We start from the raw sequence: 18,033 nt of genomic DNA on the forward strand, positions 1-18,033 counted from the left end.
AAGAAATAATATAATTGATGATATTAAACCCGCAGACATTGCTTTAACTATATCGATTTTGTTGATTTTTACCGATAACAAAACATAAATCACAAGTAGTATTATTGTATGTACTCCAAGTGAATTGGGAGCATTCTTACAAAATATGTTGCCATCGCTAACAAAATAGAAGCTACACAAAAAAGTTTCTTTTCAACTTCTTTACTTAAAAAGCATATCCCGCTAAAATAAGTATAAATGCTTCTGGTATAAGTCTTAAAAAGATTTCTATTGGCAATAATTTCAGCATAATTTACCTCGTTTTTATTATGTTAAATTTGTCATATACTAACTAATTATACCACATAAATTTTTGCTAAGTGAATAAATAATGATAAAACTGCCAATGATTAAATATTTTTGGCAGTTTTCATTATAAAATAAGTATGTAATTAATCTATATACTATTGTATACGACAATTATTCTATTTTTTTCTTATATCATCAGACTTTGAACTGTTTGCCCAACATCTATCACATCTTAAAACAAATTATTGAGGAGTAATCATTGCAATGAATACCATTTTTAGGACTAGGTGATTTAATATTCTTTTATCAGTCTTGTTATATAGTTTATCTTTTCACCTTTTTCATTATTTTTATTTTTTCTTACAAAATCATATCAAAACCTCCTTGTTTTATATAAATACAAAAACTTTTTCAAGATCTGCTGTTCTATATAATAAATAAGATACTCTTAATTATATATGTATTTAAATATTTTAACTATAATTGTATAATAAAATCACCAAAAAAACCGTGATTAAAATCTTTTTTCTAATATTTATAAAAAGCGAATCTTAATATAAACTTTAAGGTTTTGCTTAAAAATTGCTGAGAGAATAGTAAATAAACTTTAAACAAAAAATAGTAAATAATCTATATTGAAAGCATATAAATTAATAAGTTTATCCGATTAGGTTTGAACCCCATATGATTCAAGTTTCATATCATAAATTAGATTTGGAGGTGAATAAAATAGATTATTTGGTATTTGATTTAGAATTTAACCAAGACTACAATCCTGCAAAAAAAGATAGAAATATAATTACTCCAAAATGTCCTTTTGAAAATAATTCAAATTGGTGCTGTAAAATTAGATGAAAATCTGCAAACAATCTCTTTCCTAGATCGACTAGTAAAACCTCAAATATACACTACTATTAATCCATTTGTAAAAGAAATGACAGGTATCACAATGGATCTATTGGATACTGCAAAACCCTTTAAAGAAATTTATGAAGAATTTATTGAATTTACTACAGGTACTACAAGTATCTTATGTGTATGGGAATGACAGATATGAGAGAATTATTTAGAAATATAGAATACCATGGTCTAGACATGTCTCCGATTCCAAAAGAATATATTAATCTTCAACTTTATGCATCTAAATATTTCAATTGCTCAAAAAGGAGTTAATATTGGACTGCATAATGCAATAGAGCTATTACATATTCCTGTAAAAAAGCAATTTCATAATGCTTTTAATGATGCTTGCTATACTGTTGAAGTTTTCAAAAAAATATATAATAAAGATATTAACCTTGCATTTATAATCCAAATAAATATATAAGGAGAAATACAGATAATAGTGAAAGAAAAAAAATCGATACCTATAGATTAATAAAGCAGTTTGAAAAAATGTTTAATAGAGAAATGTCTACTGAAGAACAGTCAATAATCAAGCTGGCCTATATGATGGGTAAAACTAATCAGTTCCAAACAGAAATATGTAATAATTTAAGTATAAAAAAAGATAAGAAGTAACTTATCATTACTTCTTATCTCTATGGTGGACCTTCAGGGACTCGAACCCCGGACCTACCGGTTATGAGCCGGTTGCTCTAACCAACTGAGCTAAAGATCCATATTTACCTGGCGACGACTTACTCTTCCACACAGTCTCCCGTGCAGTACCATCAGCACTGTAAAGCTTAACCTTCGTGTTCGGAATGGGAACGGGTGTTACCTTTACGTCATAATCACCAGATTTATTTAGTTGAGAGTTAAGAATTAATAGTTAAGAGTTATGGTTGTTTTTTTCTCCTAGCGTCGAAAAAACGATAATTATACTAACTAATAACTTTATAACACAATAAATTATTAACTCTTATGAGAATATTATTCTCTGAAAATTGCACAGTGATAAGTATAGCTTTTTTATATAGAGCTTAATTAATTTAAATTTTAGATTTTCACATTAGTGAAAATCATCATTAACTCTTAATTCTCAACTCTACACTGTTAACTATTTTTGGTCAAGCCCTCGACCTATTAGTATTAGTCAGCTGAACATGTTACCATGCTTACACCTCTAACCTATCAACCTTGTGTTCTTCAAGGGGTCTTACTAGCTTATGCTATGGGAAATCTTATCTTGAGGTGGGCTTCACGCTTAGATGCTTTCAGCGTTTATCCCGTCCTGACATAGCTACCCAGCTGTGCTCCTGGCGGAACAACTGGTGCACCAGAGTCAGTCCATCCCGGTCCTCTCGTACTAAGGACAGCTCCTCTCAAATTTCCTACGCCCGCGACGGATAGGGACCGAACTGTCTCACGACGTTCTGAACCCAGCTCGCGTGCCGCTTTAATGGGCGAACAGCCCAACCCTTGGGACCTACTTCAGCCCCAGGATGCGACGAGCCGACATCGAGGTGCCAAACCTCCCCGTCGATGTGGACTCTTGGGGGAGATCAGCCTGTTATCCCCGAGGTAGCTTTTATCCGTTGAGCGATGGCCCTCCCACGAGGAACCACCGGATCACTAAGCCCGACTTTCGTCCCTGCTCCACTTGTTTGTGTCGCAGTCAGGCTCCCTTCTGCCTTTGCACTCTTCGAACGATTTCCAACCGTTCTGAGGGAACCTTTGGGCGCCTCCGTTACTTTTTTGGAGGCGACCGCCCCAGTCAAACTGCCCACCTAACAATGTCCCGTGACCAGTTTCATGGCCGCCGGTTAGAATCCCAGTACTGTCAGGGTGGTATCCCAAGGTTGACTCCACAAAGGCTGACGCCCTTGTTTCTCAGTCTCCCACCTATCCTGTACAGACAATACCGAAATTCAATGCTAAGCTACAGTAAAGCTCTACGGGGTCTTTCCGTCCAATCGCGGGTAGCGAGCATCTTCACTCGCAATACAATTTCGCCGGATTTGTTGTCGAGACAGTGCCCAAATCATTACGCCATTCGTGCGGGTCGGAACTTACCCGACAAGGAATTTCGCTACCTTAGGACCGTTATAGTTACGGCCGCCGTTTACTGGGGCTTAAGTTCATACCTTCGCTTGCGCTAAGTATTCCCCTTAACCTTCCAGCACCGGGCAGGCGTCAGCCCCTATACTTCAGCTTTCGCTTTAGCAGAGACCTGTGTTTTTGCTAAACAGTTGCTTGGGCCTATTCTCTGCGACCTACTTGCGTAGGCACCCCTTCTCCCGAAGTTACGGGGTCAATTTGCCGAGTTCCTTGACAACAATTCTTCCGCTGGTCTTAGGATTCTCTCCTCACCTACCTGTGTCGGTTTGCGGTACGGGCGCCAACATCCTCCATAGAGACTTTTCTTGGCAGCGTGGAATCAGATACTTCGCCCATAAGGGCTCCTCATCACACCTCAACATTGACTAAACGGATTTGCCTGCCTAGTCTGTCTAGATGCTTAGACGCACATCCAATAGTGCGCACATCTTATCCTCCTGCGTCATCCCATTTGTAATAACGTCAGTTGGCGGTATCGGAATATCAACCGATTGTCCATCACCTACGCCTTTCGGCCTCGGCTTAGGCCCCGACTAACCCTGAGCGGACGAGCCTTCCTCAGGAAACCTTAGGTTTTCGACCAATAAGATTCTCACTTATTTCTCGCTACTTATGCCAGCATACTCACTCCTGTACAGTCCACCGCTCCTTACGGTACGACTTCAACCCATACAGGAAGCTCCTCTACCACTGATACTTACGTATCAATCCATAGCTTCGGTGGTAAGTTTTAGCCCGGACATCTTCGGCGCAGGATCTCTCGACTAGTGAGCTATTACGCACTCTTTAAATGAGTGGCTGCTTCTAAGCCAACATCCTAGTTGTCTTAGAAATCCCACATCCTTTTCCACTTAACTTACACTTTGGGACCTTAGCTGATGGTCTGGGCTGTTTCCCTTTTGACCACGGATCTTATCATTCGTAGTCTGACTGCTTTGATTCAAGTATATGGCATTCGGAGTTTGATAGGGTTCAGTAACTGTTGTCAGCCCCTAGCCCATTCAGTGCTCTACCTCCATTACTCATTCAAAACGCTAGCCCTAAAGCTATTTCGAGGAGAACCAGCTATCTCCGAGTTCGATTGGAATTTCTCCGCTATCCACAGCTCATCCCATGGTTTTTCAACACCAACGTGGTTCGGTCCTCCACGGAATTTTACTTCCGCTTCAACCTGTCCATGGATAGGTCACCCGGTTTCGGGTTTACGACATGCAACTCTTTGCCCTATTCAGACTCGGTTTCCCTTCGGCTCCATACCTTAAGTATTTAACCTTGCTACACATCGTAACTCGCTGGCTCGTTCTACAAAAAGCACGCCGTCGCACATAAAAGTGCTTCGACTGATTGTGGACACACGGTTTCAGGTTCTATTTCACTCCCCTTCCGGGGTTCTTTTCACCTTTCCCTCACGGTACTGCTTCACTATCGGTCACCAGTTAGTATTTAGCCTTGGGAGGTGGTCCTCCCTGCTTCCCACAAGGTTTCACGTGTCTCGTGGTACTCTGGATTAGACCTGACTGCTCTTTTCTTTCACTTACAGGGCTTTTACCTTCTACGGCGGAGCCTTCCAGCTCTCTTCAGTTAAAAAATCGCAGTATTTATGGTCTATCCGCAACCCCAGGAACAAGTTCCTGGTTTGGGCTCTTTCCCTTTCGCTCGCCGCTACTTAGAAAATCGATTTTTCTTTCTCTTCCTCCGGGTACTTAGATGTTTCAGTTCCCCGGGTATACCTCTATAAACCTATGAATTCAGTTTATAGTACATTACGTTAGTAATGTGGGTTGCCCCATTCGGAAATCTCTGGATCACTGGCTATTTGCGCCTACCCAAAGCTTATCGCAGCTTATCGCGTCCTTCTTCGGCTTCTGGTGCCAAGGCATTCACCATGCGCCCTTTGTAGCTTGACCAATTTATTGCTCATATTTCTATGAGTTTGATTAAAGTTACAAAAGTTTATTACTTATTATTACATAAGTAGTTTTACCTTTAGCTTTACTTTTTTATGTTAAACAATTGCGTTGTTTAACTAATTCACTGTGCAATTTTCAAAGAACAATTTGAAGGTTTTAATCCTTCAAAATTAAACAGAGGCTAAACCAGTCTTTCAGACAGCATTACCTGTCTGTATTATCCTTAGAAAGGAGGTGATCCAGCCGCAGGTTCTCCTACGGCTACCTTGTTACGACTTCACCCCAATCACTAACCCCACCTTCGGCCGCTGGCCCCTTTACAGGTTACCTCACGGACTTCGGGTGTTGCCAGCTCTCATGGTGTGACGGGCGGTGTGTACAAGGCCCGGGAACGTATTCACCGCGACATTCTGATTCGCGATTACTAGCAACTCCGGCTTCATGTAGGCGAGTTGCAGCCTACAATCCGAACTGGGATAGGTTTTTGAGTTTTGCTCCACCTCGCGGTCTTGCATCTCTCTGTACCTACCATTGTAGCACGTGTGTAGCCCTGGACATAAGGGGCATGATGATTTGACGTCATCCCCACCTTCCTCCCGGTTAACCCGGGCAGTCTCACTAGAGTGCTCAACTTAATGGTAGCAACTAATGATAGGGGTTGCGCTCGTTGCAGGACTTAACCTAACATCTCACGACACGAGCTGACGACAACCATGCACCACCTGTCTCCCTGCCCCGAAGGGCTTCATGCATCTCTGCACTATTCAGGGGATGTCAAGTCCAGGTAAGGTTCTTCGCGTTGCTTCGAATTAAACCACATGCTCCGCTGCTTGTGCGGGCCCCCGTCAATTCCTTTGAGTTTTAATCTTGCGATCGTACTTCCCAGGCGGAGTACTTATTGTGTTAACTGCGGCACAGAAGGTTCGACCCTCCTACACCTAGTACTCATCGTTTACGGCGTGGACTACCAGGGTATCTAATCCTGTTTGCTACCCACGCTTTCATGCCTCAGCGTCAGTTACGGTCCAGAGAATCGCCTTCGCCACTGGTGTTCTTCCTAATCTCTACGCATTTCACCGCTACACTAGGAATTCCATTCTCCTCTCCCGCACTCTAGATATCCAGTTTGAAATGCAGCACCCAAGTTAAGCTCGGGTATTTCACATCTCACTTAAATATCCGCCTACGCATCCTTTACGCCCAGTAAATCCGGACAACGCTCGCCACCTACGTATTACCGCGGCTGCTGGCACGTAGTTAGCCGTGGCTTCCTCCTTTGGTACCGTCATTATCGTCCCAAAAGACAGAGCTTTACAACCCGAAGGCCTTCATCACTCACGCGGCGTTGCTGCATCAGGCTTTCGCCCATTGTGCAATATTCCCCACTGCTGCCTCCCGTAGGAGTCTGGACCGTGTCTCAGTTCCAATGTGGCCGATCACCCTCTCAGGTCGGCTACGCATCGTCGCCTTGGTGAGCCTTTACCTCACCAACTAGCTAATGCGCCGCGGGTCCATCTCAAAGCGGATTACTCCTTTAATTAGTTCTTCATGCGAAAAACTAATGTTATGCGGTATTAATCTCCCTTTCGGGAGGCTATCCCCCTCTTTGAGGCAGGTTACCCACGTGTTACTCACCCGTCCGCCGCTAATCCACCCCGAAGGGCTTCATCGCTCGACTTGCATGTGTTAGGCACGCCGCCAGCGTTCGTCCTGAGCCAGGATCAAACTCTCAATTTAAAAGTTTGAATGCTCATTACTGTTTTACTCACTACTAATATATAGTAGTTAAAGAATTGCTGGTTTAGTTTATTTAATAAAAGTCATTTTGACTTTCAACCTCTGTTTAATTTTCAAGGATCATGTCGACTCATCTCGACAGCTTATTTAGTTTATCATGTTTATTTTATCTTGTCAAGAACATTTAAAACATTTTTTATTTTCTGACGTTCTTAACAGCTTTTATATGATATCATGAACATTTATTAATGTCAACAACTTTTTAGCTGTTACTCTTTGTTCATCTGTTTGTCGCTCATCAAGCAACGAATGTTATTCTACCATCTTTAAAATCGCTGAAACTTCTTCATATGTACTATTATTTAAAATTATTTAAAATAACCTCATTATTTCTTCTAATTCTTCTATATTTCTTATAATGACACACCAGACTTCGTTTATTTTATTACCAACATCGAAAATAGCTTAATTTTAGTTTTATCACAGATTTCCATATAAAATTTATTATACTCTAGATTATATAAGTTGAAGCAAGATCTTAATTCAGATGTGGATTCTTTTACCCCATCTTAATTTTAGATCTGCGAATGCATGGCTTACTTGGCGTTGAACTCCCACTTAAGCAGAGAACCAAAATCTACGATTTTGTGTGAATCGCTTACTCCTCTGACGCTAGGAAGAGGAGTTTCATATGAAGTGGGAGACTTACGCCAAGTTAGTCAGGTAAAACTTCCGATCTCTCCCCTACAACAAATAAAATTTGACCCTCTAGCTTTAAACTAGAGGGCCTTGAGCTTAGAGACTGAATCATCAAAACATTCCGGTACCGAACTGTTTCTATATTCTAATTATTATTATTTTAATCCATTTGCTTTTAAATAAGCATTGAATTTCATTTGAACAGAATCATAAATCTTTTTATCTACAAATATCTTATCATTTTCAGGTAAGCTTAGTACTGCCTTCTTATCTTCTTTGTTGAAGCCATCTGTATAAAGAACCTGAACACCATAAGTGTTTGCTGTACTATTTGGCACATAGATATCTTTATCTTCAACTTCTGCAACAGCTAGTCCAGCGTATTCTGGTATTTCAGCTGATAGCTTTTCTGCTGCTTCACTTAAGCTTGCAATATTTACATCTAAGTATTTACCAAACTGTGATAAGTTATCGAATACTGTACTTCCATTTACAGGAGCTATTGCTGTAGTAATTTTTTGTATCTTTCTATCTGATCTAGTTATTGTACCTTCTGATTCTGCAAAGCTTCCCATTGGAACAACAACATTTGAAGCTAAAGCTGTATTAGTCATAAACATATCAAAAGTTGCTACAAATTCAAGCTTCTTTAAGATTTCTGCATTAATATAGTCAGCTCCTATAGGATCTTCACCAATAATAACTGCTGCTTTAATCTTTCCAGCTTTGATTTGTTCAAGTATTTCTTTTCCTGGTACTTTAATACCCATATCTATAAATCCTTGAGCATTGCTGCTTGAACGTACAACAATAATTCCACTGTGTGCTTTTCCTATCTTGCCTGTTATTACTGCAGCATCTGCAAGTAATTTATAAGCATCTGAAGTTACCATGTCGTCATCAGCAACTATTATTGCCTTCTTAGCTTCTCCATACATTTTAGCAAGCTTAGCTGCCTCTCCGCAATCCTTAGCATCTTTTACATAGTTCTTTAGATTTTCAAGATTTTTAGCTTTATTTGAAACTTCTGCTTCATTTACGTATCCACCATCAAATAATGCCTTAATAAAGGATTTTAAGAATTCTGTGCTATTATAAGGTTTTATTGAAAGATCAGCATACTCTTCCATTCTTGTTTTGCTCTCAGCTATAGATACTAATTTACCTTTATTTTGAGCTGCATACTTAATCTTTACTGCCATAACAGGATGATTTTCGTCTATATTTCCTACAGAAACAATTAAATCAGTGCTATTTAATTCTTCATAGCTGTTTGTTGACGCATTACATCCAAGAACAGCTTCCATTCCTGAAACATCATTGTAAGCCATTGAACCTACAAAACTTGTATCTAAGCTATTTGCAACTTTTTTCATAATGAAGGCTTCTTCATTAGTGAATCTTGGTGATGCTAAAATTGCAACGCTATCTTTACCATATTGACCCTTAATTAATTGAAGATTTTTTGCAGTAAGAGTTAATGCCTCCTTTAATGTAACTTCAAGACTGCTGCCATTTCTTGTTACAACAGGAGTTTTTATTCTACTTTCATCATTAATGTAGTTTATTCCGAATCTACCTTTAACACATAGTAAACCTTCTTCTTTGCTTCTGTCTGGAACAGATTTGAATACAAGGTCTCCCTTTGTTTGAAGTACTAGATTACATCCTACACCACAGTAATTACATACAGAGTTTACATTTTCGAAATCAACAGGAACTTGTTTCTTAACAGCTTCATTCTCCATACATGCTCCAGTTGGACATACATCTACACATTGTCCACAGGATATACATGAACTTTCATTAAGAGGTAAATTAAACTCAGGAATTACCTTTGAATCAAATCCTCTCTTTTCGAGGCCAATAGCACCTACTCCTATAAACTCTTCACAAGCTCTTATACATTGTCCGCATAATATACATTTATCAGCATTTCTTACTATGAATGGATGAGTTTGCTCTTCTCTTCTCTTATGCTTTTCTCCACTTATCTTCTTAGTATCTATCTTATACTTATCTATATAGTTAACAAGTTTACATTCGAAATAATCATGGCATCCACACTCAAGGCATCTTGAAGCTTCTTTAAGGGCTTTTTCTTCACTAAAAGTTTCAGCAATTGGGCTAAAGCTAAGTTTTCTTTTATCTGGAACAACCACTACTGGATGCTCTCTGTTTTGCTTTTCCACATGGTCAAAATCCTTTTTGCATAAATCCTCTTGAATAATGAAGCATGGATTTGCTACTGGAATTATAACTCCATTTAAGTATCCATTAATTACTTTTGCAGCATTTTTGCCTTGAGCTACAGCTTCAACAGCTATCTTAGGTCCAGTTGCAGCTTCTCCTCCAGCAAATACACCTTCAATATTTGTTTCAAAGGTACCATCGTTAACTACAATAGTTCCTTTCTTTGTTTGTGTAAGTTCTTGTATAGCACTAGCATCTACTTTTTGTCCAATTGCTGATACAATTAAGTCCGCATCAAAAGTAATTTCTTCTCCTTCAATAGGTTCTGGTTTTCTTCTGCCTGATGCATCTGGTTCTCCAAGTTTCATCTTCTGACATCTTATAGCATTTGCTCTTGTTCCATCCCCTGTAATCTCTATAGGTGCTACAAGGAAGTTAAATTGTACGCCTTCTTCTTCAGCTTCTTCTATTTCGATTTCTTCTGCTGGCATTTCATCTCTTGTTCTTCTATATAGAAGTTGAACGCTTTCAGCTCCAAGTCTTACAGCTGTTCTAGCAACGTCCATAGCAGTGTTTCCACCACCTATAACGATAACCTTATTACCCATGTATATTGGTTCTGATTGTGTAGCCTTTCTTAAGAAATCTATACCTCCAAGCACACCTTCCATATCCTGACCAGTGCAGCCAATACTTGAGCTTGCCCAAGCACCAATTGCTACAAACACAGCATCGTAAGCCTTATTAAGATATGCAACGCTAACATCTTCTCCAAGTTTAACATTATATTTGAGTTCAACACCCATCTTTGTTAAAACATCTATTTCTGTATCTAATATATCCTTTGGTAGACGATACTCAGGAATACCATATCTGAGCATTCCACCTGGGTGAGGCATAGCTTCATAAATTACAACCTGATGTCCTTCCATTGCAAGGAAGTATGCACAGGATACACCTGCTGGACCAGCTCCTACAACAGCAACTTTTTTGCCTGTTGACTTTTTAACTGCTGGTACAAAAACACCGTTATTTATATCAACATCACCTAAGAATCTTTTTAATTCAGCAATTGCAATTGGGTCATCAACATTTTGACGTCTACAAGCTGTTTCACATGGATGTGGACATACTCTTCCTAAACTTGCTGGTAAAGCTATAACATCTTTAACAAGCTTTATTGCCTCTTCATATTGTCCATTAGCAATTAATCCAACATATCCTTGGCAATCTGTGTGTGCAGGACATGCATTTACACATGGAGGTCTACAGTCTCCTCTGTGATCTGATGCCAATAATTCAAAAGCTACTTTTCTAGCCGCTAATGTTCTTGCAGTATCAGTCTTTATTATCATTCCATCTGCTGCTATTGTTGAACATGCTCTTTGAAGCTTTGGAATTCCATCTATTTCAACAACGCATACACCACAAGCTCCGTAAGGCTTCAATCTACTATCATAGCAAAGATTTGGAATATCTATCCCGTTATCAAGGGCTATTTTTAATATAGTTGTTCCTTCTTGAGCAGTTAACTCTCTGTTATTTATATTTACTCTTATAATCCCCATCTTTATCACTTCCCTTTCTACTCTACAGCAATAGCGCTAAATCTACATACTGTTATACAATTACCGCATTTTAAGCATTTTTCCTGATTTATTTCATGAGGCTTCTTAACCTCACCAGTTATAGCTTCTGCAGGACATTTCTTTGAACATAAAGTACATCCCTTACAGTTATCAGCTGAAATTGTATATGTTAAAAGACTCTTACATTGTTTAGCTGGACATTTTTTATCTTCTATATGTGCTAAATATTCATCTCTGAAATATTTTATTGTTGTAAGAACAGGATTTGGTGCTGTTTGTCCAAGTCCGCAAAGTGATCCATCCTTAATACTTAAGCATAATTGCTCAAGAGTATCAATATCCTCAGGATTTCCTTCACCTGAACATATTTTCTCAATCATCTCAAGCATTCTCTTTGTACCTATTCTGCAGTAAGTACATTTTCCACAGGACTCTTTACAAGTAAAGTCAAGGAAGAACCTTGCCATATCTACCATACATGTACCTTCATCCATTACAACCATACCACCGGATCCCATAATAGCACCGGTTTTATTAATATCTTCATATGTTACAGGAGTATCAAGTAAAGAACGTGGTATACATCCACCGGAAGGCCCCCCCATTTGAACTGCCTTGAATTCGTTGTCTCCTTTTATTCCTCCACCTATCTCATATATAACATCTCTTAAAATCATTCCCATAGGAACTTCAACTAGTCCACCTTTTTTAATCTTACCTGTAAGTGCAAATACTTTAGTACCTTTACTCTTCTCTGTACCATATGCAGCATATGCTTTTGCACCATTTGCATATATCCATGGAACATTAGCATAAGTTTCTACGTTGTTTATATTTGTTGGTTTTGCAAAATATCCAGATTGAGCTGGGAATGGAGGTTTTAATCTTGGCATACCTCTTTCACCTTCTAGGGATGCAATTAATGCTGTCTCTTCACCACATACAAATGCTCCAGCTCCAGTTTTTATGTCTATATCAAAATCAAAACCTGATCCAAGTATATTTTTACCTAGATAATTTTTTTCTCTTGCTTGCTTAATTGCGATTTTAAGTCTTTCAATTGCTAATGGGTATTCTGCACGGCAGTATATAAAACCATTATTAGCTCCCATTGCATAACCTGCAATTGCCATACCTTCAAGAACTGAATGAGGGTCACCTTCTAGAACTCCTCTATCCATGAATGCACCCGGGTCACCTTCATCAGCATTACATACTACATATTTATCAGTTCCCTTAGATTTTTTAGCAGCATCCCACTTGAACCAAGTTGGGAAACCAGCTCCACCTCTACCTCTTAAACCAGACACCTTTACTTCCTCAATAACTTCATCTTGAGTCATTTCTGTAACTACTTTTTTAAGTGCTTTATATCCATCTCTTGCTACATACTCATCTATTTCTTCAGGATTGATTATTCCACAATTTCTAAGAACAATTCTAACTTGATTCTTTAACTGAGGATATGGTTCTTTATCAGTAGATACAATATGTTCTAAAATCGGTTTACCATTAACAACATGACTTTCAATTATTTCATCAACTAAACTTGGTGTAACATTTGCATAAGTAAATACTCCATTGTCATCTATAACGTCAACTATTGGTTCATAAAAACACATACCTATACAGCCTGTAATTGAAACACCAGCATCTAAGCTTTTTTCACTTATTAACTGGTTAAATCTATCTTTAACTTTTTTAGCTCCTGCGGCAATACCACAGCTGCCGTATCCTATTCTAATCTTCATTTAAACAGCTTCCTCCTTTTCTTTAGCATATATATCCTGAATTACTTTTCTTGCTTTATCAGGAGTTAAGTTTGCATAGGTCTCCCCATTAATCATAATTACTGGTGCAAGACTGCAGCAGCCAAGACATGCAACATCTTCAAGTGAGAACATTCCATCACTACTTGTTTCTCCTGGCTTAATACCTAATTCGTCACAAATAGCTTGGCCAACTGCCTCCGAACCGTTTACATGGCAAGCAGTTCCTTGACATTGCATTATAATATATTTACCTAACTTATTTAATCTAAATTGTGAATAAAATGTAGCAACTCCATAAATTTGAGCTTTTTTCTTTCCAGTCTTATCTGAAATCAACTTTAAAACATCAAGAGGTAGATATCCATAAACTCCTTGGGCATCCTGTAAAATACTAATCAAGTTTCCATTCTCATTAAAATACCTTTCAAATACTTTCTCCATTAGTGACAGATCAACTTGATCAGCACTAAACTTTGACTCTAGCTCTTTTTCACAATTGCAAGACATCAATTAATCACTCCTTTAATATATTAAATGAATTTAGAAACCACTATATTTTAGCTAATTTCTAAAATTCTAATTGTTAACCCTATTTATTTTTATAACCCCACATGACATATATGACCTTCTTCTTTTTCCTGCTTTTCTATAAAATTCTTTCCTTCCTCTGTTTTATACATGCTTTGTCTCCTAATAGCTTCTTCAAAGTCAACTAAATGTCCATCAAATTCAGGACCATCTAAACATGCAAATTTGGTTTCTCCACCTACAGTAACTCTACAACCTCCACAGAGACCAACTCCGTCTACCATTATGGACTTTAAACTTACTGTAGTTTTAATTCCAAAACTTTTGGTAACTTCACTGATAGACCTCATCATATTCATTGATCCTATTGCTACCACTTGATCATATTTTTTTCTTTCTTTCTCTATAAGTTCTATTAATAAATCTGTAGTAAATCCCTTATATCCATAACTTCCATCATCAGTTGCTATATATAGATTAGCGGAAATTTCTTTTAGTTCTTCTTCAAGTACTAAATATTGCTTTGATTTACCTCCAATTATTACATCCACATTAACTCTATTTTCATTAAGCCATTTAACTTGTGGATATATAGCAGCAGTTCCTGGTCCTCCACCTATAAATAACATTTTTTTATTTTTTAATTTTTCTAAATCTTCAGACATCAAAATAGATGATTGTCCTAATGGACCTACAAAATCCTTAAAAGATTGTCCTACATTGTAATTAGCTATCTTTTGTGTTGATGCTCCAAGTACTTGGAAAACTATAGTTACAGTTCCTTTTTTAGCATCATAATCAGAGATGGCTAGAGGTATTCTTTCAGCTTTTTCATCCACTTTAACTATTGCAAATTGTCCTGGTAAGCAAGACTTAGCAATCCTTGGTGCTTGTACTTCAATCAAAAAGACATTAGGAACTAATTCTTTTTTGTTTAGAATTTTGTACATTTTAATTACCCCTTCCTAAATAAGCATCTTTTGTTATAATATACATTTTATATATTTGTTACTAATTATAGCATACAATCAATCGAAATTGTACAATTAATCTGAATTTATGCAAAATTGTTACAAAAATGTTTCGTAATTAGCTTAACCGAACGCTCTATATCAATTAATTCTGCTATAAAATTAAAAATATGAAATCATTTACTTATAAGTATCATATCATATATATTTTAATAAATCAGCTTTCATAATGACTAAATTTTTCCACTAATTTAGACAACATGTGCTTTTCTTTAATTATTCTGATAATGCAATTAGGTTATTTTTCAATATTCTACAAGTAAATTTGTATATTAACCCTAAAATTATATTACCAATTTTAGTTACTTTATAAGTTTACCTAAATACTGCCTATTAAACATAAAAATATAAATTCAAAAATATCAATATAAAAATATAAGAATAGATATCGTCATACCGGTGACATCTATTTAATGGCTATTAATTTAATTTTAATAAAAAAACAAAATGCGTTGGCGAAAAGATTTCTATCCTATCTACCAACGCATTAAATATTTAGTTTTAATATTCATTACCAATTAATATTATCTTGTACCTCTGCCTTACTTCCTAAGTTTACATCTTTTAATGCCCATTTCTTAAATTCTTGGTATCCAGTTCTATCTACAATGTATCCAATATGTTCTTTACCTAGTGGTGCATCCTTATCAATATACTCTTCTATATAATCATAAGTGTTTAATATAATTTTTACTATACTCTCTTCATCTATCCACTTAATAAAGTCCTGAGCAAGTCTTGGATTCTTCTTGCCTGTTCTTCCCATTATCACTAACTTAAAATACTTCTCATCACTTCTTGTCCATGCACCTGTTGGACACTTGCCAACACATTCTCCACAACCAATACACCTCGCATGATCTCTTACAACCTTAAAGTTTTCAAAAGTTAATGCTCCTGTGGCTCTTTTTTTACAGTTCTTAACACAGGCTTGGCAGCTTATACATCTATAACTATCATATTGCGGCTCAGTCATTCCTATAATTCCAAAGTCATGCATTCTGGATTTTATGCAATCATTTGGACAACCAGTTAGTGCAATCTTAACATGGCGATCATTAGGAAAAATAGCCTTTTCTATTTTCTGAGCAAATGCAGAAGTATTATAATTAGCAAAAGGGCAGACATTATTCCCTACACAGGCAGATACATTTCTAGTACCAGATGCAGGATATCCTGTGTTTGGATCTACTTGATTTATTTCTAAACCTTCTATTACAGGTTGAATTAATTCATTTATCTTAGGAATATTCCTCATATCTATTCCAGGTATTTCAAATCCTTGTCTAGTAGTTATATGAACAGTTCCATTACCATATTCTTCAGCCACTTTTTGTAGTATTTCAAAGTGCTTCGCTTCCATATGACCACCTGGAACTCTTATTCTTATTGCAGTTTTGCCTCTTTCCTTTGTTACTCTAAATGCATTCTTTTTTAAAACCTTTGTATTAATATCTATAGACATACTTCTCCCCCCTTTAGTCCACTAAATTTTTAGCCTTAGTATAGTTAAACACTGGTCCCTCTAAACAGATATAAGTATCATCCATTTTACAGTGTCCACACTTACCAACACCACAGCACATTTTTCGCTCATAGGAAACCCAAATATTCTCTTCTTTAATTCCTCTTTTAATAAACTCAGCTAATGTAAACTTCATCATTATTGGAGGACCAACTACCACCACTTGTGCTTCCTCTACATTGTCAATTCTTAAATTTTTAACATAATTAGTAATCAATCCTACATTACCATTATATCCTTCTTCGGCTTTATCTACAGTTACTGTAACGTCTAGGCTGTCACTCCATTTTTTAATAGACTCTTTAAACAATATATCATCTGGTGACTTAAATCCAACTAAAAGATTGAAATTTTTAACTTCATTTCTGTTAGCAGAAAAATAATCCACAATTCCCTTAACAGGAGCGAGTCCTGTTCCACCTGCAGCTACAATAACTTCTTTTCCCTTATATATATCTACATCAAAGCCATTTCCATAAGGTCCTCTCATGAAAAGTCTATCTCCTGGAAAAAAAGTATGGATTACGTCTGTAACTACCCCTACACGTCTAATTGTTAAATCTATATACCCATCCCCTATTTCGCAAACGGATATTGGAGCTTCTCCATATTTAGGTATAGAAACCTCGAAGAATTGGCCAGGCTTTACGTCACCTGTAAATTCCATTCTAAAGGTATAATCAATATCTGTATGTGGAGTAATACTAATTATCTTACTAGCCTTTGGTAAATAAATATTCTCCATTTACTTCACCTCTTCCATAGCTTTATTTAATTTATTTACACAATTTGAAAAGGAAATATATTCAGGACATGCATCGTCACATCTTCCACATCCTACACACATGTGATAACCAAATCTCTTTTTAAAGTCATAAACTTTATGCATAACTTTAAATCTCATTCTGTCACCCTTATCTTTTCTAAAACTATGACCACCAGCCATATCTGTAAAACCATCTACTTGACAAGAAGCCCAAACTCTTCTTCTTTCTCCAATATTTTTGTTGTCCTTGTAGAATATATCTTGCATTGTAAAGCAAGCACAGGTGCCACAGACTGTATTACATCTACCACAAGCTATACATCTTTGTGAATATTCTTTCCATCCAGTCCAATTGAATACTCTTCCATCTAAATTTTCAGGAACTTTTACTTCTATATCATTAGATTCTATAAATTTCGGATCTACTTCAGAATGTTCACACTGTTCAAAGTATGCTTTAAAACTCTCATTTCTGCACTGAACAGAAACTTGTCCTTCTTTTACTTTTACAAACAAATCATATTCCTCTGTTTTATTAGTTTCCATACTTACACAGAAACAATTTTCAAAACTATTTTCACACTCCATTAGTGCAAATTTAACTTTTTCCCTTAATCTCTTGTAATATGGATCTTCAGCACCATTTTTTAAATAGATTTGATCTAGTCTCTTAACAGCATGTATATCACAACTTCTTAAGAATACTAAAATCTTCTTATCGTCTACTTTAGGCTCTGTTACACTGTCTTCTGTGAAGTAAAATAGAGTTTGAGTGATTGGAAGTATAACTTCTTTTGGTGAGAAATTAGATTTTTTGTCAAAAACTATTTCCTCAACCCTATTAATTTGTCCATACCTAACTGTATCTGTGTCTGAAAAAGTACCCTTACCTTTTAAAAGTATGGGAGCATAAACCTTGTACTCATTTCCTATCGTGCTTAAAAAATTATTAAACTTTTCTGTGCTTAACTTATAACCCATTTTAACCCTCC

Annotated in this window: 10 protein-coding genes, 1 tRNA gene, 3 rRNA genes and 1 pseudogene; 3 read left to right on the forward strand and 12 right to left on the reverse strand. The window is 36.8% G+C overall.

Features of this window, described 5'->3' with window-relative positions; translation table 11 throughout:
• Positions 1-180 (reverse strand): annotated as a pseudogene (locus tag CLMAG_RS33390) (hypothetical protein); the annotation flags it as partial.
• A gap of 925 nt (positions 181-1,105) precedes the next feature.
• Between CLMAG_RS33390 and CLMAG_RS34815 the strand changes: the two are divergent.
• The 3 genes from CLMAG_RS34815 to CLMAG_RS34825 all read left to right on the forward strand — a co-directional run bounded on the left by CLMAG_RS34815 (position 1,106) and on the right by CLMAG_RS34825 (position 1,809).
• The gene (locus CLMAG_RS34815) at positions 1,106-1,336 is read left to right on the forward strand and encodes an exonuclease domain-containing protein (RefSeq protein WP_341421130.1); all 231 of its coding nucleotides are present in this window, start codon (positions 1,106-1,108) and stop codon (positions 1,334-1,336) included.
• An 87-nt stretch (positions 1,337-1,423) separates the two neighbouring features.
• Positions 1,424-1,615: a hypothetical protein gene (locus CLMAG_RS34820; protein ID WP_341421131.1), complete on the forward strand. Its 192-nt coding sequence runs from the start codon at positions 1,424-1,426 to the stop codon at positions 1,613-1,615.
• A 68-nt stretch (positions 1,616-1,683) separates the two neighbouring features.
• Positions 1,684-1,809, forward strand: a complete 126-nt coding sequence (locus tag CLMAG_RS34825) for a hypothetical protein (RefSeq protein WP_341421132.1) — start codon at positions 1,684-1,686, stop codon at positions 1,807-1,809.
• Between the two features lie 23 nt (positions 1,810-1,832).
• Here CLMAG_RS34825 and CLMAG_RS27885 read toward each other — a convergent pair.
• The 11 genes from CLMAG_RS27885 to asrA all read right to left on the reverse strand — a co-directional run bounded on the left by CLMAG_RS27885 (position 1,833) and on the right by asrA (position 18,022).
• A tRNA-Ile gene (locus CLMAG_RS27885) sits at positions 1,833-1,909 on the reverse strand.
• A 6-nt stretch (positions 1,910-1,915) separates the two neighbouring features.
• A 5S ribosomal RNA gene (gene rrf / locus CLMAG_RS27890) occupies positions 1,916-2,032 on the reverse strand.
• A gap of 264 nt (positions 2,033-2,296) precedes the next feature.
• Positions 2,297-5,198 (reverse strand): 23S ribosomal RNA (locus CLMAG_RS27895).
• A gap of 230 nt (positions 5,199-5,428) precedes the next feature.
• Positions 5,429-6,938 (reverse strand): 16S ribosomal RNA (locus tag CLMAG_RS27900).
• Together the 16S, 23S and 5S rRNA genes with 1 tRNA gene alongside form the textbook arrangement of a ribosomal RNA operon.
• Before the next feature lie 854 nt (positions 6,939-7,792).
• Complete coding sequence (locus CLMAG_RS27905; RefSeq protein ID WP_242873157.1) at positions 7,793-11,398, reverse strand: FAD-dependent oxidoreductase; 3,606 nt, start codon at positions 11,396-11,398, stop codon at positions 7,793-7,795.
• A gap of 17 nt (positions 11,399-11,415) precedes the next feature.
• Positions 11,416-13,170 carry an NADH-quinone oxidoreductase subunit NuoF gene (locus CLMAG_RS27910; protein WP_066630509.1) on the reverse strand — a complete coding sequence of 585 codons (1,755 nt, stop codon included), beginning with the start codon at positions 13,168-13,170 and terminating at the stop codon, positions 11,416-11,418.
• Entirely contained in the window at positions 13,171-13,698 is a 528-nt protein-coding gene (locus CLMAG_RS27915; RefSeq protein ID WP_066630511.1) for an NADH-quinone oxidoreductase subunit NuoE family protein, read from the reverse strand.
• Positions 13,699-13,790: 92 nt separating this feature from the next.
• Positions 13,791-14,669 (reverse strand): sulfide/dihydroorotate dehydrogenase-like FAD/NAD-binding protein, encoded by an 879-nt coding sequence (locus tag CLMAG_RS27920; protein WP_066630513.1) that lies wholly within the window; start codon positions 14,667-14,669, stop codon positions 13,791-13,793.
• Between the two features lie 592 nt (positions 14,670-15,261).
• Complete coding sequence (gene asrC / locus CLMAG_RS27925; RefSeq protein ID WP_139264322.1) at positions 15,262-16,209, reverse strand: sulfite reductase subunit C; 948 nt, start codon at positions 16,207-16,209, stop codon at positions 15,262-15,264.
• 19 nt (positions 16,210-16,228) lie between these two features.
• Positions 16,229-17,020, reverse strand: a complete 792-nt coding sequence (gene asrB / locus CLMAG_RS27930) for an anaerobic sulfite reductase subunit AsrB (RefSeq protein ID WP_066630517.1) — start codon at positions 17,018-17,020, stop codon at positions 16,229-16,231.
• A complete protein-coding gene (gene asrA / locus CLMAG_RS27935) occupies positions 17,021-18,022 on the reverse strand; it encodes an anaerobic sulfite reductase subunit AsrA (RefSeq protein ID WP_066630519.1) in 1,002 nt (333 codons plus the stop codon).
• Positions 18,023-18,033: the final 11 nt, after the last annotated feature.

This window comes from Clostridium magnum DSM 2767, from assembly GCF_001623875.1.
In the GTDB taxonomy this organism is placed as follows: Bacteria; Bacillota; Clostridia; order Clostridiales; family Clostridiaceae; genus Clostridium_AM; species Clostridium_AM magnum.